At 37.4% G+C, this 18,751-nt stretch carries 22 protein-coding genes and 1 pseudogene; 12 read left to right on the top strand and 11 right to left on the bottom strand.

From position 1 onward, the window contains the following. Positions 1 to 5 precede the first annotated feature (5 nt). Positions 6 to 599 (top strand): sulfite oxidase-like oxidoreductase, encoded by a 594-nt coding sequence (locus BrL25_RS06905; protein WP_018673484.1) that lies wholly within the window; start codon positions 6 to 8, stop codon positions 597 to 599. A 97-nt stretch (positions 600 to 696) separates the two neighbouring features. Beyond that, positions 697 to 1,029 (top strand): hypothetical protein, encoded by a 333-nt coding sequence (locus tag BrL25_RS26480; RefSeq protein ID WP_018673485.1) that lies wholly within the window; start codon positions 697 to 699, stop codon positions 1,027 to 1,029. 121 nt (positions 1,030 to 1,150) lie between these two features. Here the strand turns inward: BrL25_RS26480 and BrL25_RS06895 are convergent, their stop codons facing one another. Both BrL25_RS06895 and BrL25_RS06890 read right to left on the bottom strand, forming a co-directional pair. Beyond that, positions 1,151 to 2,029, bottom strand: coding sequence for an IS3 family transposase (locus BrL25_RS06895; RefSeq protein WP_236848097.1), 879 nt, complete (start codon positions 2,027 to 2,029; stop codon positions 1,151 to 1,153). Further along, entirely contained in the window at positions 2,026 to 2,334 is a 309-nt protein-coding gene (locus BrL25_RS06890) for a transposase (RefSeq protein WP_099327224.1), read from the bottom strand. The genes BrL25_RS06895 and BrL25_RS06890 overlap by 4 nt, the downstream gene beginning before the upstream one ends. Before the next feature lie 200 nt (positions 2,335 to 2,534). Here BrL25_RS06890 and BrL25_RS06885 point away from each other — a divergent pair, with 200 nt between their 5' ends. Beyond that, positions 2,535 to 3,365, top strand: a complete 831-nt coding sequence (locus tag BrL25_RS06885; protein WP_018673727.1) for a hypothetical protein — start codon at positions 2,535 to 2,537, stop codon at positions 3,363 to 3,365. Positions 3,366 to 3,525: 160 nt separating this feature from the next. Next, the gene (locus BrL25_RS06880) at positions 3,526 to 3,924 is read left to right on the top strand and encodes an ankyrin repeat domain-containing protein (RefSeq protein WP_018673728.1); all 399 of its coding nucleotides are present in this window, start codon (positions 3,526 to 3,528) and stop codon (positions 3,922 to 3,924) included. 254 nt (positions 3,925 to 4,178) lie between these two features. Here BrL25_RS06880 and BrL25_RS06875 read toward each other — a convergent pair whose 3' ends face one another. From BrL25_RS06875 to BrL25_RS25520, 4 genes are all read right to left on the bottom strand, one after another. Continuing rightward, complete coding sequence (locus tag BrL25_RS06875) at positions 4,179 to 5,390, bottom strand: Kelch repeat-containing protein (protein ID WP_018673729.1); 1,212 nt, start codon at positions 5,388 to 5,390, stop codon at positions 4,179 to 4,181. A gap of 299 nt (positions 5,391 to 5,689) precedes the next feature. Next, entirely contained in the window at positions 5,690 to 5,893 is a 204-nt protein-coding gene (locus BrL25_RS25525; protein ID WP_081621652.1) for a hypothetical protein, read from the bottom strand. A gap of 136 nt (positions 5,894 to 6,029) precedes the next feature. Next, the gene (locus BrL25_RS06865; RefSeq protein ID WP_018673730.1) at positions 6,030 to 6,401 is read right to left on the bottom strand and encodes a hypothetical protein; all 372 of its coding nucleotides are present in this window, start codon (positions 6,399 to 6,401) and stop codon (positions 6,030 to 6,032) included. 471 nt (positions 6,402 to 6,872) lie between these two features. Next, positions 6,873 to 7,073: a hypothetical protein gene (locus BrL25_RS25520; protein ID WP_236847673.1), complete on the bottom strand. Its 201-nt coding sequence runs from the start codon at positions 7,071 to 7,073 to the stop codon at positions 6,873 to 6,875. A 163-nt stretch (positions 7,074 to 7,236) separates the two neighbouring features. Between BrL25_RS25520 and BrL25_RS06855 the strand changes: the two are divergent. Continuing rightward, positions 7,237 to 7,514: pseudogene (locus tag BrL25_RS06855) on the top strand (YolD-like family protein). A gap of 89 nt (positions 7,515 to 7,603) precedes the next feature. Here the strand turns inward: BrL25_RS06855 and BrL25_RS06850 are convergent. Continuing rightward, a complete protein-coding gene (locus BrL25_RS06850; RefSeq protein WP_099327234.1) occupies positions 7,604 to 7,771 on the bottom strand; it encodes a transcriptional regulator in 168 nt (55 codons plus the stop codon). Positions 7,772 to 8,603: 832 nt separating this feature from the next. Between BrL25_RS06850 and BrL25_RS06840 the strand changes: the two genes are divergently transcribed. From BrL25_RS06840 to BrL25_RS06825, 4 genes are all read left to right on the top strand, one after another. After that, on the top strand, positions 8,604 to 9,053 hold the full coding sequence (locus BrL25_RS06840) for a LytTR family DNA-binding domain-containing protein (protein WP_018673734.1): 450 nt from the start codon (positions 8,604 to 8,606) through the stop codon (positions 9,051 to 9,053). After that, the gene (locus BrL25_RS06835) at positions 9,053 to 9,472 is read left to right on the top strand and encodes a DUF3021 domain-containing protein (protein ID WP_018673735.1); all 420 of its coding nucleotides are present in this window, start codon (positions 9,053 to 9,055) and stop codon (positions 9,470 to 9,472) included. The genes BrL25_RS06840 and BrL25_RS06835 overlap by 1 nt, the downstream gene beginning before the upstream one ends. A gap of 193 nt (positions 9,473 to 9,665) precedes the next feature. Then, positions 9,666 to 10,073, top strand: coding sequence for an NUDIX hydrolase (locus tag BrL25_RS06830; RefSeq protein ID WP_018673736.1), 408 nt, complete (start codon positions 9,666 to 9,668; stop codon positions 10,071 to 10,073). Positions 10,074 to 10,149: 76 nt separating this feature from the next. Continuing rightward, positions 10,150 to 10,629 carry a DUF2306 domain-containing protein gene (locus BrL25_RS06825; protein WP_018673737.1) on the top strand — a complete coding sequence of 160 codons (480 nt, stop codon included), beginning with the start codon at positions 10,150 to 10,152 and terminating at the stop codon, positions 10,627 to 10,629. A gap of 221 nt (positions 10,630 to 10,850) precedes the next feature. On the opposite strand, the gene BrL25_RS06820 is transcribed toward BrL25_RS06825, so the two are convergent. The 3 genes from BrL25_RS06820 to BrL25_RS06810 form a co-directional block, all read right to left on the bottom strand. Next, entirely contained in the window at positions 10,851 to 12,026 is a 1,176-nt protein-coding gene (locus tag BrL25_RS06820) for a CapA family protein (RefSeq protein ID WP_018673738.1), read from the bottom strand. 340 nt (positions 12,027 to 12,366) lie between these two features. After that, the gene (locus BrL25_RS06815) at positions 12,367 to 12,657 is read right to left on the bottom strand and encodes a DUF3817 domain-containing protein (protein WP_018673739.1); all 291 of its coding nucleotides are present in this window, start codon (positions 12,655 to 12,657) and stop codon (positions 12,367 to 12,369) included. 63 nt (positions 12,658 to 12,720) lie between these two features. Further along, positions 12,721 to 14,070, bottom strand: coding sequence for an MDR family MFS transporter (locus tag BrL25_RS06810; RefSeq protein ID WP_018673740.1), 1,350 nt, complete (start codon positions 14,068 to 14,070; stop codon positions 12,721 to 12,723). Between the two features lie 346 nt (positions 14,071 to 14,416). Here BrL25_RS06810 and BrL25_RS06805 point away from each other — a divergent pair, with 346 nt between their 5' ends. Next, on the top strand, positions 14,417 to 16,252 hold the full coding sequence (locus tag BrL25_RS06805; RefSeq protein ID WP_018673741.1) for an ABC transporter substrate-binding protein: 1,836 nt from the start codon (positions 14,417 to 14,419) through the stop codon (positions 16,250 to 16,252). On the opposite strand, the gene BrL25_RS06800 is transcribed toward BrL25_RS06805, so the two are convergent. After that, positions 16,249 to 16,596: a hypothetical protein gene (locus tag BrL25_RS06800; protein ID WP_018673742.1), complete on the bottom strand. Its 348-nt coding sequence runs from the start codon at positions 16,594 to 16,596 to the stop codon at positions 16,249 to 16,251. The genes BrL25_RS06805 and BrL25_RS06800 overlap by 4 nt on opposite strands. 179 nt (positions 16,597 to 16,775) lie before the next feature. Here BrL25_RS06800 and coaA point away from each other — a divergent pair, with 179 nt between their 5' ends. Together coaA and hemQ are read left to right on the top strand one after the other, a co-directional pair. Beyond that, positions 16,776 to 17,735, top strand: a complete 960-nt coding sequence (coaA, locus tag BrL25_RS06795; RefSeq protein ID WP_018673743.1) for a type I pantothenate kinase — start codon at positions 16,776 to 16,778, stop codon at positions 17,733 to 17,735. A gap of 187 nt (positions 17,736 to 17,922) precedes the next feature. Continuing rightward, complete coding sequence (gene hemQ, locus BrL25_RS06790) at positions 17,923 to 18,675, top strand: hydrogen peroxide-dependent heme synthase (protein ID WP_018673744.1); 753 nt, start codon at positions 17,923 to 17,925, stop codon at positions 18,673 to 18,675. Positions 18,676 to 18,751 lie beyond the last annotated feature (76 nt).

The raw sequence follows: 18,751 nt of genomic DNA, 5'->3' as shown, positions 1-18,751 counted from the left end.
GACATGTGTTTTATGGATTAAGCCGTGGATCAAAAGATGATCGCGTTCCACCTAATCAAAAGGTAACGACAGGCTTTCCTGTGCTTCATTATGGTAATGTGCCAGAGTATAAAGACTTGAGTCAGTGGGATTTTCGAATTTTTGGAGCAGTAGAGGAAGAAAAGACGCTAAGCTTTTCTGAATTTAAAGAGCTACCTATAGGAGAAGTAAGCAATGATATTCATTGCGTGACAGGCTGGTCCAAGCTAGATAATGTCTGGGAGGGTGTTCCTGTAGAGGAAGTAGTGAAGTTGGTTACCATTAAGCCAGAAGCTAAATACGTGATGCTCCATGCTGAAGAAGGTTGGACGACCAACATGCCATTTGAAGATTTTATGACAAAAGGGAATTTATTTGCGTTGAAGCATAATGGTGAGGATTTGACACCTGACCACGGCTATCCGCTTCGGTTTGTCATCCCGCATCTTTACTTTTGGAAAAGCGCAAAGTGGGTTCGAGGTATCGAGTTTTTGGAGAAGGATAAGCCAGGATTTTGGGAGAAGAATGGCTATCATATGTATGGGGATCCATTTAAAGAGCAGAGATATGCATGGGATTGATGGAGATAGGGGCGGGAAACCGCCTCTATTTTTTTAGAGTGGCTACAATTATAAAAGTGAAATTCAAATAATAGGTTCCAAAGGAGAGAAAAACCAAGTGAAAACTCTTCCAAGCTGGTTTTGGGTTATATATTACTTATTTTTGTTAACAACATTAAGAAGTGCTATATCCAGCCTTGTTAAAAAAAAGGTTTTAAGAATAGTATCTAGTTTTACAATTATTTTTGTGTGTACTATTCCCTTCATAGGTTTAATTCATAGTATTGAAAGACAAGAAGGGTTAAATGAGTTTGAATATTTTATCGATCAATTACAACAAGGAGAGTTGTGGACTATTTATTCGATTTTAGGATACATATACCTACTTGTGTGGTGGTGGCTATTCATCAGCAAAAAAAGACTAATAATGTATATTGAAATGTACACTTAACGATACAGACTAATAGCTATGCTAAACAATACTGGATAGCTGTAGATGGGAAAGGCCCCCCACGCGCTTGACTTAAAATGATCTTGCCCCTGTCAAGTAGACAACTTTAAACAAGCCCCATCTAGGCTACCTGAGTTTGGTATTCTATCGGACTCAGGTTTTTTAATCGAGATTGAAACCGTTGCTGATTATAGATATTAATGTAACCGTGAAGAGCTTCTTCCACTTCTTTATCTGTTTGAAACGAATGAAGGTACAAACACTCTGTTTTTAAATGCCCAAAGAACCCCTCAATACAGGCGTTATCTAAACAGTTACCTTTTCTAGACATACTTGCTACGATTTTATATTGCTGAAGGAACTGGTTATACTGCTTTGAGGTGTACTGGTATCCTTGATCACTGTGTAGGAGGACTCCGCTTACATCCCGCTTTTTAATCGCTAATTTTACGGTATCCATTACGAGTCGTAAATCATTACGTTTGCTTGTTTTGTAGGCAACAACTTCGTTGTTATACATGTCGTATATGACAGACAGATAAAGACGGCGACCATTAAATAGTATGTAGGTAATATCTGTAGCCCATTTCTCATTTGGCCGTGAGGCACAAAAATTTCGATTCAGCTTGTTTTCGGAGATGACAACCTTCTCTTTGCGCCCAAAGAATTTTCGTTTTTTACGGATTAGCGCTTGTATCCCAAGTTCCTTCATAATGCGATACACACGTTTATGATTGACTTTTAGCCCGTACCTTCTAAATAACCACACTTTTATTCGGGGATACCCGTAAATACCTTTGATCTCTTGATGACACTCCATGATCATTTCTCTTAATTTTTCATTTACCAATTGTTTTGAGGTGGGGTGTTTCTCACGAGAAAGCCACTTGTAAAAACCACTACGAGATACTTTCGTAATTTTACACAATAAAGTAATAGAATACTTTTTAGACAATTCTTTAATAAGCTCGAAAAAACAGCGTTTATCTTTCGGTTTCACCTCTTTTCTAGACCTAGCCACTTTTTTAAGAATTCGTTCTCTGCACGTAATCGAACTATCTCTTCCTCCGTACTCTCTGGCCTTATTCGTGGTCTTCCTCTAAGAGGATTTTTTGTTCTCCCGCGTTTTTCATCTAGTCCCTGTATACCTTCCTTTCTATAATGATCAACCCATCTTCTTAAAATAGAAGGGTCACTAATGCCGAGATCCCTTGTAAGTGTTTTGTACCCTTGTTCACCGCTCAAATAAAGCCGTACGGCTTTTAACTTAAAATCCTTTGAATATGTTTTTCTAATTTCCCCCATAGAAAATTCCCCTCCTAGTTAATACAGTAAGGGGTCTTGCTTCTTACTGTCTACTAAAAGGGGATAATATCACTTCAGATTATGTTTGTAGAGATTATGATATATTGTAATAATTTGTCGAATCATAATAATATAATTATTCTGTAATTTATGGTATGTTTCATTAAAATAAGAAATATATACCAAAAGGAGTTTGAATTATGAACAAAACAATGCTTACATCTAGCGTCGTAGCTCTAATCCTAGCAATTGGATCAACAACTATTCCAGTTCATGCTGAGGAAAACGTAAATGCCCTATCATCAGAAGTGGTTAATGATTTTGAATTAACAGCTGAGCAAAAGGAAGCCCTTGAATTCTACGAAGAATATAAAGAAGTGTTTAATGAAGATGAAGCAGAGCCAGAAGTATTATCCTTGAGAAGTTATGATGATAATCAACTAGCATTAAGACAAGGTAATGTAATTGAGGCTTTTCTAAATGAGGATGAAGGTTTGAGCTTAAGAGACATGAAAAGGATTAAAGAATATGCAGACGAGGCTAGAGATACTGCAAAAAAATACTACAAAAATGATTCTCAATTGGAGGACGCATATAGACATTTTTTGTGGAATTATCTATCCGCTAATGATAGTCGTTTAGGAAAAGTTAAAACCCGGGTAGCAACAACCAATCATGAATGGGGTTTACTCCTTCGGAATGATGCACTAGATTACTACGGAGACAGTTTGTCTACGTTAATAAAAACGGGTATGAGTAGTAACGCTGCCATAAGTGCGGCTTTTGCTGATACTCTAAACGAACTTCCAAAAATGAAAAAAAATAAAATAAGATCGTTTTCTGATTTTAAACGGTATGTTGATGACTCAAATGTAATGGATTGGAATAACAACGAGTTTGGTAGATACTATTCATATATGAAGGATAAAGATGACGCATTTAAGCAAGCAAAACCTTTCCTAATTTTAGCAGAGAAAAAAGTTTCAAGCTCAGATTATAGAAAAGTATATGATGGAGGTTGGTGGAAATAATTATTTTTTGATTGGTATTTATTAGGCTGACTACTAAGAAAAACCTGTTACATTTTAAATAGTGTGACAGGTTTTTTTAATCGTTTGTCGACTAGATAAAATGTTAACAGATATGATAATCTTTAGTTATAAATGTCCTACTAAACTGAGGTGTCTTAGAATGAAGAGGATAGTTTGGTTAGTGTTGTTTCTCATTGTAATCGTGGGGAGTCCATTAATTTTCGTTAATTCTCCAAAAGAACATATCACTTACAATGAGCAATACGATGATGTATTCAATCCAAAAGAGTTTCTAAGAGCTGCAAGAGATGGAGACCTAATTAAGGTAGAATCTTTTATTGCTAATAATATTAATCCGAATGTTACAAATACTGATGGCAGAACAGCTCTCTACTATGCTACACTTGAAAAGAACTATGAAATAGTAAATTTATTACTTGATAACAATGCAGATCCAAATATAAAAGACTATTACGAAGAGTCACCCCTTAAAATTGCAAAAGGATACAATGATCAAAAATTAATAGATATACTTGTAAATAAGGGTGCAATTGAATAAAAGTTCGTTGGATTTTATTATAGCAATTGGAACATGTTAATGGATTATTAATATCCCTCTCGGAATACAGAGATAATTTTGCATGACATGAGAATATGGGGAAAAAATTTAGCCACTCGGAAAGTAAAACCGTGTGGCTTTTATATTTGGAGGCGTCGTTGAGATGAAGTTTATCTATTATTTATATTTAAACAACTTACCAATCACCTTAAAAAACATGAGAACCCCTCCCTAGATACGAAAGGGGTATCTTATTATCTACTGTATTCTTGAACTTCAAAGCTTTCAATGTGACTGTAGCTAATGAAGTCTTTTCTAGAATTGAAAGGTCCGATGTTGTATTTCTTATTAACGATGTATGCTTCTCTACCGTTTCCTTTTGCTCTACCTTCATACCATTCGGTAAAGTTTCTGATTTCTTCATTTGTCATTTCATATTCTTTGATTAAACCACTATCCATGTAAATAACTAAGAGTGCGTTTCCGGTTGGATTTGGAATTGGGTCTGGATCAGGCTCTGGATTCGGATCAGGATTAACTAAATCTGAAAGGCTTAATTCTAAGAAAGAGCCAAGATTCGGAAATTCTCCCATAGCATAAAGTTTATTGTTAATTATTTCAAAATTATTGATAGCTTTATTTAAAGGTGCAGCAGGATACTTTATTAATTTTTTTGATTTTAAATCATAATAAAATAAATTCTTATCACTTGGAAAGAAAACCTTTTCATTGTGGACTATTACATTCCTAGGCAAAGTAACTTCTGAAGGCATTTCAGCAATATGTGTCCATGTATCTTGTTCAGGGTCATAATTATAAATAGATGGAGTTTCTCCAGGTTTGGTATAAACAAGTACATAGATTGAGTTGTTTATCTTAAAAGGAATCGTTTCGGAGGTTTTAACAGGCATTGGGTTTTTGATATCCCAACTATTTGTTTTGGTATTGAATACCTCTACAACATTAGTTAAAGTATTATTAATCCCGAATCCACCAAAGGTATAAACATAATCACCTATAGAAATAGCACCCACATTACAACGCGGGGTTGGCATAGGTTGTTTATTAGTCCACTGATTAGAGAATGGATCATACTCTTCAACGACATTGGTTACGGCACTTTCAACTCCACCAATCGCATAAAATTTATCCTGATGCTCTACAAACTGTACTAAATACCTACTAATTGAAGAACTAGATAATTGTTCCCACTGATTTGTTTTGGGATCATACATCTCAAAGATTGCTGTATTTCCACCACTTATACTTCCACCACTTACAGTTCCACCATATACATAAATTTTATCATCATAAACTAAACTCCCCATTCCAAATCTTCCTGTTGGCATCGGACTTTTTTCTGTCCAAATATATTCATCTACTTCCGCTGCAAACGAATACGTTTGAAAACTAAACAAGGTCATGATCATCGCAATAGCGAATAGTCCTATTTTCTTTAGGTTCATTTGTCTAACACTCCTACTCTATCTGTATAGAAAGAGAAAAGTGCTTACCTCCTTTATGAGTGTATGTAAGAATAACGAATAAAAAATGTTGTAAGAATATTAGCTATGTCGGCCGACACATTTGCATTATACGAGATTAAATTTCATAAAACAAAACATAAATTGAAAAATATGTAATTAATTATGGTGTATTTTGTATATTTTTAAAAAAATATTTTCTTTTTTAATTATTATAGTTGATTGATCCTCAAATCATTTATACACAGAATAACCCCCTAGGAAGCCCTAGAGGGTTATTGTTATTTAAACAATTTACCAATCACCTTAAATATATCAAACGTAGTCCTGTTGTAAACTTTATTATAAGCATACTTCTTAGGATTTCTGAGCCATCCCCAACCTCTTGGCATCTTCAACCCAGCTCGATGTACTAATTGTCTTTTTAGGCTTGTCCTAGCTGCTAAACGCTTATTGAAACTCGGGAAAGGCTCATGTTCTACTATTTATAATTCCAAAATCCCTCTAGGAAATGAAGAGCCCCCCTTAAGTTCTCGGTTAACCTCAGGGATTTTTCCAATGTTTACTTAAGAGGGGCATTTCATAGTATCTAACAGGTGTTTTATCTTTAAGGATTTAAATTTAAGAATCAAAGAATCCTTCTTCATATAAATGATCAGATTCAGAGGATACATCTTCAATTAATAAACTTTCAAATTTATCCTCTGTAATTAATTGTTCGATAATGGATGTGATTGTCTCGGCTTTAATATTATCGACTATCACCATATCGCTAGACCAGAAATACAGTCCATTCATATTTTCACCATGTTCTCTATTTTGTTGTCTTATACTTTCAATGTTTTTATAAGTAAAGAATGAGGCAACATATCTTATTCGATTCGGGAAGGTTACGATGACATCTGTATTTTCGTCGTAGGGATCAAACTCTCCTTCACCAATTTCTGATCTAATCCAAATGTTTTTTTTCTGATGTTTCTTTAAAAGATTCATCTATAGAACCCCTTTTACAAATATTTAATTATAAAGCACCTTTATTTGGGTTTAGGCCTCTTAGGTATTTTTCGACCAAGTTATTAGCTTCCCTTTGAATAATAGGGCTTTTCATAGCTTTTTCAGTCTCTTTTAAGATAACTTTATCTTCATCGATCCTAGATTTTACAAAATATTTACCAATCTTCTGTCGTCCTTTGAGGACATCATTTGCAAGATCGATTACATCATCACCATATCTTTTCAGTAGGTCATAGGTTTTTTTTCCGGCTTTCGCTCCTTTTCCAGCAGGGAATAGAGAGAATTGCGAATCCTTTCTCTACATCACTAGCTTTTGGATCAAAAATGGTTTTTACATCATCTAAAATTAAGAAGTCCAGTCCTGCTTTGGCAGCGTCTAATAAAAAATTACCAGCATCAACTAACCATCTCTTACTAGAATCAATCCAATCAGAGGCCGTATCTTTTAAATCACCATGAATTAGAACTAGCTGAAGCGCTAGCTAGGTATAATTGTTTACCTTCTTTTGATATTTGTACCCTATCGCTTTGAATATTACCTTGCAGATGATCATTGTTACGTTGCTCTTGTTGATTTCCCAATGCCATTACTTCTCTTGCGCTGTTCATATTTTGCCTGTAAGAATTTGAAGCACTAGAAACTGATACCATGTTCATCCGCCTAATATTTTTTGAATAATAGAAATATACAAATGTATCAAAATAGTATATCGGAAGATTATGTGGGAATGTTTAGTATAAAATAAAAAATGCATATATAAAAAGATGATAGCTTACTAAATTCTTGGATTCACTTTTACCTTAATAAGCAGAAATGGTACGTCAGCTTCACGGGATAAGAAATTATTCGAGAAACCGATAATCGAAGAGGATGAGCTAGCCGAGTTTTGTTATAGAATATCTGACTCACATCAGTATGACTACGCATTAACAATTAGCTGGTGGAAAGAAACAAAAGAGGGTAGAGGAGTAATTGAATCAGCTTGGGGATGGGTAGAGAAGTTTGATTCAACGTTTAAGCAGATCAAGTTAAAGAACGATGAGGATTTTTGGTGGATACCTGTAGAAGATGTGGTCAATGTAGAAGCCTAAGCAGTGCATCTTACAACTACATAGAATGTATTGCCTGTGGGAACAGGGATACGGCAAACACCCCCGCCATTGATAACCTGGCGGGGTGTTTACATCTCCCAAAAGTCGGTTTGCTTCACAGTTGGATCTACTTTGCGTAAGGCGTCCAATATCTTTTTAGCGGTTCTCATCGTTGGAAGCTTTTCATCATTGGAGCAAAGTTGTCCAATTGTATCTCTGTTAACCTTTGAAGCCGAAGAAAGCCACTCCTGTTTCATTCCACGTCGATCGAGATATTTTCCAAGGTTTGTTCTTTTTTTTTCCTAGTCCAAATATTTATCTACCAAATCTTTAATTTTTGTTTTTCAAATATTTTCTAATTATCAAAACTGCTACTACGATTAAACCTACCCATATTACGACTCCAGTCCAAATTTGGAATCCAAACGAAAACATGGTAACAACCCCCTTCAGTTTCAATGATTTGCATTATACATTTTTTGGGGGGTAATTTCATAAAAAATTTTTTAGTCTAGTTTTGAGCTTGGGAGGTTGTAAAACTTAAAAACTTATCTCCAATTGCCAAACCTGACAAATGATACCGAATGGCAACATGAACACCCTTTACCTTTGGGCCCGGGAATATAATCAGATGGTTGAACCGCCCCATACTAACATCTTCCAACTCCCTTCTACCAACCTTCACCGAAACTATTTTTAATGCTGTAGATTGATTCGTATTTAGACTCGATGTTGGTATTTCAAAACCCGTTCCGATATAACCTAAAAGGACAGAATTGATAAATGTTTCTTTGTGTTCTTCTGAAGGGTTATACGGATAATGCATAAGAATGATGTTTCTTATTCGCTCTACATTTTTAAACATTAGTGCTAATGTAGGGCCTCTAAATTATATTGGAAACCCTTATCCCCCTGTATTAGTCTAATCTCCTTAAACTAATAGAAGCAAATAACATAAAAAAACGGTGGTGAATATACATATCATCATCGCTTTTTTGCTACTTATTTGTCATATTGAACCACTTATATAAGAAAATAAAATATAAATAGTTTCCATGGTATATTTTATTTATGGAGTGGAGGGTGCATATGCAAATCAAATTAATCATCGATGAGAATGTAAAGGAAACAGAAATCCATATTCATACAAATGCGTATACAAATGAAATTGAACGAATTATGAGGTATTTTGAGTCTTCTAACACAGAAGTAATTGATGGTTATGTACAACAGCAAATCTATATGTTGAAAATTATAGATATTTACTTTGTTTATTCAGAAGGTTCAAAGGTTTATTTTTCAACAGATGAGGATGAATATGAATCAAAGCGTAAATTATTTGAGCTGGAAGATTTATTAAAAAAGAACTTTGTCCGTGTCAATAAATCAACGCTCGTAAATGTGTCTAAAATTTCCTTTATGAAGATGGAGAAAATAGGTATGATGCAGCTTGTGATGGATAATGGATCAACAGCTCATGTTAGTCGTATGTATTTAAAGGTACTGAAGAAGCGGCTAGGAATCGGGAGGGATGCTTAATGAAAAAAATAATCCAATCTTCACTAATTGGGGCTCTTATTGGGTTAAGTACCTCTTATATCATTCTTACAATTGTTTTATTACAAAATCAAACCAGAGTAATTAATGGGCAAGAGCTTTTGTTGGAATTGCTTTTGGCTGTATTTCTAGGAGTGGGTTGCGGTCTTATCACACTTATTTTTTACTTTGATCGTTGGCCATTTGTGGTTAAATTATCAATACATTATGTTGTTGTCTTAATACTTGTGTTTATTTGTGGTGCAATTGGAGATTGGTATGAAAATCCAGCTGAGAATCCAGTCAGGTTTCTTATGTTTATTGGAGTTCAATTAATTATTTATATCCTTGTCTGGGCGGTGCTATATTGGCTGAATTTACGAGAAATGAAAAAAATTAACGAGAAATTAAAGAGGAAATAATCTTCAGACGATACCTGTAGAAGATGTAGTGGAGATTCGTATATAATAGATTATAATGATTGCTTATACGAATGTACGGGGATCCTTTCCGAGGCAACGATACACTTGGGATTAAAATAATAGAGTGGGAAGCTAAATAGTTCCCACTTTTTTATTTAAAATCAAGAATATTTCTACAAAAAGGAGTTCATTTATGACAAACAATATTCCAAGAGTGGGTGTAGGAGCTGCAATCATAGACGAGAATAGACGTATTCTACTTGTCTTACGCAAAAAAGCACCAGAAGCCGGTTGTTGGAGTCTACCTGGAGGCAAGGTGGACTACATGGAAACGATTGAAGATGCTGTGATACGTGAAATAAAAGAGGAGCTTAATATAAATATCGTTATTGACAGCCTATTATGTGTGACAAATCATATTGTTCAAGCAGAAAATGTCCATTGGGTTGCTCCTACTTTTATAGCTCACATCGCTAGTGGCGAGGTTCAAAATTTGGAACCACACGCTTTAGAGGAAGTAGGATGGTTTCCAATCGACGAATTACCGAATAACATTACGATAACCACCACTTATGCTATTGATCAGTTAAAAAATCAATAAGGACCTTCCCAGAGTCAATTGCTGTGATGATTAAGGACATCATCAAGAACTTATACATAAGGAGAGGTGATGTCAGTTGAGCGTTTTTCAGATACTGATTGCGTTGCATATCTTAGCAGGAACAGCATGTTTACTCACAGGATTATTGGCAATCATCATGAGGAAAAAAAGAGGTCTCCATACCATTTACGGGGAGATTTATCACGGATCGTACGTAGTGATTTTTCTGACATCCATTATAACGGCTATTTGGCATTGGGAGGAGAGCGCATATTTGTTTTTTATTGCGCTGTTTTCGTATGGATTAGCACTATATGGGTATTTAGCTAGAAAACGTAGATGGACTGAATGGGTAGGCAAGCATATTAACGGAATGCTTGGTTCCTACATTGGGGTTATTACAGCGGTTTTGGTCGTAAATCAAGCTAAGATTCCTGTTCTGAACCAGTGGCCGTCACTTTTGCTATGGTTACTGCCAACAATCATTGGTTCTCCGCTTATTGCTATGGTACAAAGACAATCTGGGAAAAGAAAAATGGCAACAAAGCGTGTATAGAGCTTTACAAAGGCATCATTCTATATCTTTAATAAAAAAAGGGGCATTGCTCGCTCAGGTTGTTTATTTGAGGAGTAGCCCTTTTTCTATTCGGAAATGGTTTTTTAATTGTTAATAGCTGTAAAATCGATATTCTTGATTCCTTTCCTGCTTTAAACGTTGCTTTGAGCGGATTCTGATTGCTAAATGATATACTCCCTGCACAGACTACTCATTCTGATTTATCCATTGTTTTCGTCTGTCCCTTTTGAAGCTGTAATTGTACCATCCTCTGCAATTTTAATTCCTGAAGAGATTGACTCTATTCGCTTTATCAATTGAAGAGAATTTTCCTCATTCATTGGTACAGCCTGACCGAGTTCCGCATGGTATGGCACCATTTTAAGCTCCTTAACTCCCTCCTTTGTCAGGGTAGCTTGTAGAACCATGGTTTCCCAGGTTTTAGGCTGTGTCGCACGGGTAAAGATGAAATTTCCCATGCTGTATGCGATCCATTTTCCATCAAGCTGCTCGAATCCTTGTAGTACATGAGGATGACCACCGACAATAAGGTCAGCCCCTGCGTTCACGAGAGCTCGGGCCAATTCTTTTTGGTGCTCTACTGGAAAATCTACTTTTTCTTTTCCCCAATGAGCGATGACAATGACTAGATCAGCTTCCTTCTTGGCAGCTTGTACGGCTTCAACTGCCCGTTTAGGATCATACATTACCGCAAGGCCAGTCTTATTTTTTCCTGCATACCAACTGGTTTCAGGAACGACACGACTAAAACCGAAAAATGCCATTTTAATACCATTACGTTCTACGAAAACAGGGGAGTAAGCACGATCAGCATGAACCCCAGCTCCTACATACTCGATTTTTTCCTTGTCCAACGTGTACATCGTATCTAATAATCCATCTTCTCCCTGGTCCATCGAGTGATTGTTGGCTAGATTGACTAGATCGATCCCTGATGCTTTCATGGCAGTAACTGCTTCCGGTGCTGATTTATAGACAAACTGTTTGTTTGCGGCTGGACTACCTTTTTCTGTGATTGGAGTCTCTAAATTGCCAATTGTATAATCATCGGCTAGAAATATATCTTTTACATGCTTGAAAGCATAGTCATAACCTTTATCCTTTAATAAAGTCTCCACATGTCCAGACATCATGATATCGCCCGCAAACGTAAGTCGAACATTCTTAGAAGTAGGGTCTGTAGAATCTGTAGAAGCATTGTTTTGAGAGGAGAAGAATTTGTCAATTTTTTCGGGAAGATAGATACAAGCGATGATAAGTAGGACTACTGTTAATAGAACAGTATTGGTCATAATAAGCAGGCGGAGTCGTTTACGTTGTTCTTGCTTCTTTTTGTTACGTCTGATTTGAAGACGACTCGGTTTTTGTTGATCCATTATTCACCTCAGGTACTAGATTTATCTATTAATAAGACGGTAAAGGAAAGAAAAAGTGACAAATTAAGGGTGGACACTAGAGTATGGGTACAAAGATTAGTCATTAAATATAGAAGAAGCATTCTGGCTGACCTATGAACGGACTAGCCAGTGGGGATATTATTCCTTGTGAAACCTTGTCCCAAACAGTAGTTTTGGTCCCTTTTATTCTAAGAAAACATCTGTCCTGAAAGGTTACAAATATCTTACAAAATGCTCATATCAAAATAAAAAAAGAGGCTCATGGGTAGCCTCTTCACTAGCATACTAATCATGCATTCTAAATATTACGTGTTCTTAGTTAGGCATCCTTTTTTAATCTCGCATCTAAAACAAAGGTTCCAAATGGAATAACGGATGCTAGCACAGCACCTATCGCACGGATAAATGACCATCTTAACGCAAAAGTAGCATGAGCCACAACAAATAGATAGAGAACAAACAGAACACCATGTAAGGGCCCAATCACTTGTACTCCAACGGGTAGATCAGCATAATACTTTAGTGGCATCGCGATAAACAGCAGGAGTAAGAAGGAAAGACCTTCTAAAAAGCCAATCACACGAACACGTCCCAAAACAGTTTTTAGCATAGATGGATGCGACCCTCTCTTTCTTATATGAACGAATATAGTTATGACTTACGATAGTTAACACTATTTTATTACAGTTTTCTTTCGAAAGTCCACGTCTTGTCCAGTCAATTTGTGAAAATTTGGTGATCGGAAAAAGAGGATTCCAGATAAGAGCAGTAAGATTAGGCAAATGCTAAATAAGGTTCCCCCACCAAAGGCAAGCAAAACGACTCCTCCTAAGAAAGGACCAAATGTGCGTGAGATATCCCAATGAATGCCGTGCAAAGAAAAATAACGGCCACGTTCCTCTGGAGGAGCAATTTCTGAAATGTACGTATGCAAACGCGTTAGCCCGATAGTTTCTCCTACAGTCCACGTTAATTGAACCAGAATAAGGACAATCATACTTTTAGAGAATCCATACGCGACAGCAGTTACCATAAAGCAAGAGCAGGATAACAGCATCACACGTTGAAAGGAGAAGCGCTCTGTTAATTTGACCAATGGTAGCTGTAGTACCACAGAGAAAATAGCTTTGATTGTTGATAGAGTTGCAATAATGGATACATAGTTAACAAAGCTTTTTTGCAGATAGATTCGGAAGGTGGTCTCAGTTTGAGCATAGAAAAAACTGATTGGTAGAGTGTAGATCATTAGCGTGAGTACATGTTTGTATCTAGTGATCAGCGTAGTAATTCGATGTAACGAGAAGAAGCGATGCCTACTCGTTCCTACAGAGACATGGTTTGTTTCGGTACGATCAGAAGATATTGCCTCTTTTTTTTCTGTTCTTGACGCTTCACACTGGTCAGATGAGGAAGAAAGAGTATCAGATGAGACAGGAGCTGTTTCAGGTAATTTCCACCAGCATACAAGCATGTAAATAAATATGGATAGGGCTTCTATACCAAACAGCCAAGTAGGATCATAGTGGAATAATAGCATTCCTCCTACAGGACCTAACGCAAGACCAGTATAGCTAATGGTATTGAGTAATCCGAACACTTCCACACGTTGACTATCTGTTGTGACATCAGCAATTTGAGCACGTTGAGCAGGAACAAACAATGATTGTCCCGCTCCATGCAACATGTACAGCAGGGCAAAACTAAGTACCGAGTCAGCCAAAATAAAACCTGCCATTGCTATGCTTTGCATGGTTAGGGCAAGCAGCATCACGGGTTTACGTCCTAAACGATCGGTAATACCACCCCCGAGCAATGTAACAATGATGTCGGTTAATGGTTGTAATCCGACAATGAGCATAGGTACTAGCACAGCCCCGTTTAATTTATCATGTAAGTATAACAAGAAAAATGGGGCGAGCATTGAGCTAGATAGACTCGTTATGAATGCTCCAAACATTCTGATCCAGATAGTGATATGATAGCGTTGAGTCCAATTTTTTTTCATTGGGTTAGGAAATTTCATAACTTGATCCCCCTTTGTTTTGCTGATTGTATGGCATAGGGGAGACAAGAAAAAGAGAAGAAGAGGAAGCTCTACTTTTTCCTCTTTTATAGAGGGGCAGATCTGAGAGAGATAAACAGTTGATATAAAAAGGGTTAGGAATAGTCGTCTACTACTCCTAACCAATTTTTACTTTATGAAGTAACATGTAGAGTTGGGACTATCTTTTCTGTTTTGCTTAGATTTTCATATGTACTTATCTTGTGTTATATTTTCAAATTTCGGATAACTAGTTGTGTAGCGAGAATCAATAGTTACGAAAATAGAGTAAATAGTGGTAGAGAATAAGTAAAAAGGAAGAGTCGTTATGTATATTTTAGATGATTTTATTCGATTTCGAACGGAATTAAATCATATTCCATTAAAAGAGCCTGTTTCGATTTCGCTTGAACAAATTGCTACTTTGTTGTGCTGTACCACTCGAAATAGTAAGTTCATTTTGCAAAAATGGATTGCTCTTCAATGGATTGCTTGGATACCTGGTAGAGGAAGAGGAAATCGTTCACAGCTTTCCTTTCTAGCTGAGCCAGACGAACTAGTAATTAGCCATGCACAACAGATGATTTATTCAGGGCAGGTAGCAGAGGCATTGTCACTCATACAAAAATATACGATTACTCTGCCAAAAGCTAATGAGAGATTTCAGCGTTGGTTTCGAGGGCAATTTGGATTGCAGTGGGAAAGGGAACAGGGTAAAAGGATCGAGACCTTGCGTCTGCCTCTAGGTGAACCATTAGCTATAGTTGACCCTATCCATGCATACCTACGCTCAGAGTGCCATATCAGTCAGCATATTTGTGAAATGCTGCTTCGCTATAATAAGACGTCGGGTAGTATGGAACCTCATTTGGCCTATCATATCGAAAAAAATGAATCTGGGGACCGTTGGACGATTTTTTTGCGCAAAGGGGTCTTGTTTCACCACGGGCGAGAAATGCTAGCAAGCGATGTAATTTTCAGCCTTAATCGATTAGCAAGGGAGAATTCCCCTTATCAATGGCTAACGTGGGAAATAAGAGAGATGATCCAGCATGATGATCGTGTTATTGAAATAAGGCTCACAGGTCCTCACCATTTATTTGATCGCTATCTAGGGAATGAACATCTTGCTATTGTGCCTAAGGATTATGTAGAGCAAGTAGGTGAGGATTTTGCAAGGATGCCGATAGGAACGGGGCCATTTAAACTTATTCGAAACGATGATGGTCTGGTCATACTAGAAGCGTTTGAAAGTTATTTCGGTATTAGGCCTCATCTCGATCGTGTGCAATTTATTAATTTGCAAACAAAAGCTGATGAAATCGAAATGAAAACCACATATGGCATGTGGTATGAAATGGATGAAGTAGAGCAAAAAGAAGAGAGTCACAGGGAGGATTGGCAAAGGGTAACAAGCGATGATTGGTGTGTTCAGTACTTGAGCTGCAATCAGCGAAAATCAGGACCAATTACTTCTCTTTCATTTCGCCGAGCGCTGCAACTGATCTTATCGCCTGAACAGATGCTGCACGAACTGGGAGGTGCACGTCACGAAATAGCTACGTGTTTTGCTTCTTGGAGGCGAGATAGCTTATTTTTAGAAGAGAGCGAACGACAATCTGATTTATGTCTTTCTGAACGTGTACATCTTTTACTTCAACAGAGCAATTACCAAGGAGAAGCCGTTCGTTTACATACATTTACAGATCAAGATCATGTGGAAGATTGCGAATGGATCAAAGAGCAGTGTGCGATGTATGGCATAAATATTGAAAATCATTATTATACCGTGAGTGAGCTACTGCAACCTATCACTATTGAGCAAGCTGATTTCATTCATGATAGTGCCACGATTGGTGATGATACAGAGCTATCTTTACTAGAAGTTTTTTTGTCACATAACAGTTTTGTGTATTCCCATGTAAAGGATGAGGACCGACAAAAAATTAAGATCGCGATCACTCATCTACAGAGTCTTTCCTCAGGGGTAGATAGACGGAAAGCTATCACCAAAATAGAGCAAATGTTACAACAACAGATAGCTTATCTGCCCCTTTATCGTAATCGGATAGGGCTAGTGGTTGATCCACGGTTGCGTGGAATCAGAGTTAATCGTCAAGGACATGTGGATTATCGTACATTGTGGTACAAGGATATGAGTTAAGTGAACAGACGATGGAGAAAAGGAGCTAGGAATGACAACAAAATACCAATTGCTGTGACGACTAGGAATCCTAGCACAATATATAATATTTTTTCTACCACCCAAGGTAACCCAGAGTTTTGTAAGCCTCTTTTCTCTTGGAAAAATGTCATGAGAACGACAGCACTGGTAAAGATAATGGTATATCTCACCACACGTAAGATGTATTCCATCCAAGTAAGCTCTTGGGTAGTCATCCCACCAGAATACAGATGGATTTCACGCTCCTCTGGCACAATTAGAATCATGATGGCTAAACCAACAAGAAAACCATATTTTGCACTTTTGATCAACTTTTCTTCCATAAGAGAACCTCCAATTCTTTTATTCTTGATGATTATTTTAACAGTTTTTTCCGTATCATTTGTAGGAAAATGCGAAAAAGGTCATTTTTTGTAGAATTCGAAGTGGAAGCATGGAAGCTAGAAAGGTATGATGGAGTGGACATTGTTTTTGATGCATTGCCTGAGAAGGAGGACTTACCGTGGCGAACTATGCCGACAGACGAATTTATTCCCCTTATATGATTTTTTCTAGGGAAGAGTGGAGAGGGCTACGAAATGAAACGCCCTTATCCATTTGTGAAGAGGATTTAGCTGATCTAGAAGGGCTTAATGAGAAACTATCACTACAAGAAATCAGTGAAATCTATCTGCCTCTCTCCAGGCTGTTAAATTTATATGTAGCAGAATCACAAGAGTTGTACAAAGCTGCCGATACTTTTCTGGGAAATCGTTCGGAAAAGGTACCATTTATCATTGGTATTGCTGGCAGTGTCGCTGTAGGGAAAAGCACGACAGCACGCGTACTATTATCCTTGTTGAAACGCTGGCCTAATCATCCGAAGGTGGAGTTGGTTACTACGGATGGCTTCCTTTACCCCAATGAGATATTGGAAGAACGTGGTCTGATGAAGCGTAAGGGCTTTCCGGAAAGCTATGATACAACAAGGCTGATCAATTTTTTAGCAGATGTAAAATCTGGCGTTAAAGAAGTGAGTTGTCCACTCTACTCTCACTTGACCTACAATATTTTGCGTGACCAAGAGCAAATCGTTTCTCAACCCGATATCTTGATCGTGGAAGGATTAAATGTCTTACAAGTAGGACGTATTATAGATAATGAAAGCATGCCACAGGTGTTTGTCTCTGACTTCTTTGACTTCTCAATCTATGTAGATGCCAGAGAACAAGACATTCGCGAGTGGTATTTAAATCGCTTTTTATTGTTAAGACAGACAGCTTTCCAGAAACCGGCTTCCTATTTCCATCGATATGCGCAGCTATCCGATGAAGAGGCGTTGGATGTAGCTAATAACATCTGGCGGGAAATCAATGCAGTTAATTTACATAAAAACATCTTGCCTACACGTTATCGAGCTGATTTGATTTTGACGAAGGGAAAACAACATGCCATTGAACAGGTTATGCTACGGAAGTTGTAAGATGACGCCGCTTTTGTCACAGAAAGTACAACTGTACGCCAAAGCCTAGCAAATCATTGTCTTTTCCAAAAGTTATCAGTAAGATAAAGAAGGACAGGTCTCTCGAATAAGGAAACAGAGGGCTTTTCGTGTATGTACATAGGCGGAGCAAAGGCTCACGCTAAACCATAAGAAGGGGTTGTGTCACATGTCAGCCAATGAAGCATTGCTCACGTTGGAAGGATGGTTTACCTATCATGACTTCCGGAAGATCAACTGGGAAAAATGGAAAAAAGCATCTAGCGAAGAACGCCAAGCGGCCCTTGACGAACTAACTTCCCTAATGCGCGTATGGAATGATGCAGAATCCGAGACTGGTGGTAGCACGGCTGTGTATTCTGTACTTGGACATAAAGCTGATCTATGCTTTATCTTCCTACGCCCTACAATGGGTGAATTGGATGAATTAAAAACAGCGATCAATAAAACTCGCTTTGCAGATTATACAGAGACGGATTACTCTTATATTTCCGTGGTAGAGTTAAGCAACTATGTGAACAATCCTGGTCAAGATCCTAAAGCAAATCCGCATGTGCGTGAGCGTTTGTACCCAATCTTACCAAAATGGGATCACTTCTGCTTCTATCCAATGAACAAGAAACGTGGAGAAAAAGACAACTGGTATTCCATGACAATGGACGAGCGTCGTGAATTAATGCAAACTCACGGTTTGACTGGTCGTAAATATGCTGGTAAAATCAAGCAAATTATTGGTGGCTCTGTGGGGTATGACGATTGGGAATGGGGCGTTACTTTATTCGCTCATGACCCAATTGAATTGAAACACATTGTATATGAAATGAGATTCGATGAAGTAAGTGCGCGTTATGGTGAATTCGGTATCTTCTTGGTTGGTAACCATGTAAATGAAGAAGCCCTACTAAAAATGTTTGCGCTTTAAAAAGGAATAAATGCGTTTAAAAGAAACCGATGAGCAAAGGCTTATCGGTTTTTTGCTTTTTTACCTTTTTGCACAA

It is taken from the genome of Brevibacillus laterosporus DSM 25, assembly GCF_002706795.1.
In the GTDB taxonomy this organism is placed as follows: domain Bacteria; phylum Bacillota; class Bacilli; order Brevibacillales; family Brevibacillaceae; genus Brevibacillus_B; species Brevibacillus_B laterosporus.
This window is presented reverse-complemented; position numbering and strand designations above follow the sequence as displayed.

Bases quoted from the DNA above. Each gene is read 5' to 3' on its own strand.
- BrL25_RS06830 (WP_018673736.1), top strand. From the start codon at position 9,666: ATGACAAACAATATTCCAAGAGTGGGTGTAGGAGCTGCAATCATAGAC.
- BrL25_RS06835 (WP_018673735.1), top strand. From the start codon at position 9,053: ATGAAAAAAATAATCCAATCTTCACTAATTGGGGCTCTTATTGGGTTA.
- BrL25_RS06875 (WP_018673729.1), bottom strand. From the start codon at position 5,390: ATGAACCTAAAGAAAATAGGACTATTCGCTATTGCGATGATCATGACC.
- BrL25_RS25520 (WP_236847673.1), bottom strand. From the start codon at position 7,073: ATGGTATCAGTTTCTAGTGCTTCAAATTCTTACAGGCAAAATATGAAC.
- BrL25_RS06885 (WP_018673727.1), top strand. From the start codon at position 2,535: ATGAACAAAACAATGCTTACATCTAGCGTCGTAGCTCTAATCCTAGCA.
- BrL25_RS06800 (WP_018673742.1), bottom strand. From the start codon at position 16,596: ATGGAAGAAAAGTTGATCAAAAGTGCAAAATATGGTTTTCTTGTTGGT.
- BrL25_RS06850 (WP_099327234.1), bottom strand. From the start codon at position 7,771: ATGAAACAGGAGTGGCTTTCTTCGGCTTCAAAGGTTAACAGAGATACA.
- BrL25_RS06810 (WP_018673740.1), bottom strand. From the start codon at position 14,070: ATGAAATTTCCTAACCCAATGAAAAAAAATTGGACTCAACGCTATCAT.
- BrL25_RS06865 (WP_018673730.1), bottom strand. From the start codon at position 6,401: ATGAATCTTTTAAAGAAACATCAGAAAAAAAACATTTGGATTAGATCA.
- BrL25_RS06880 (WP_018673728.1), top strand. From the start codon at position 3,526: ATGAAGAGGATAGTTTGGTTAGTGTTGTTTCTCATTGTAATCGTGGGG.
- hemQ (WP_018673744.1), top strand. From the start codon at position 17,923: ATGTCAGCCAATGAAGCATTGCTCACGTTGGAAGGATGGTTTACCTAT.
- BrL25_RS06805 (WP_018673741.1), top strand. From the start codon at position 14,417: ATGTATATTTTAGATGATTTTATTCGATTTCGAACGGAATTAAATCAT.
- BrL25_RS06890 (WP_099327224.1), bottom strand. From the start codon at position 2,334: ATGGGGGAAATTAGAAAAACATATTCAAAGGATTTTAAGTTAAAAGCC.
- BrL25_RS06820 (WP_018673738.1), bottom strand. From the start codon at position 12,026: ATGGATCAACAAAAACCGAGTCGTCTTCAAATCAGACGTAACAAAAAG.
- BrL25_RS06815 (WP_018673739.1), bottom strand. From the start codon at position 12,657: ATGCTAAAAACTGTTTTGGGACGTGTTCGTGTGATTGGCTTTTTAGAA.
- BrL25_RS06840 (WP_018673734.1), top strand. From the start codon at position 8,604: ATGCAAATCAAATTAATCATCGATGAGAATGTAAAGGAAACAGAAATC.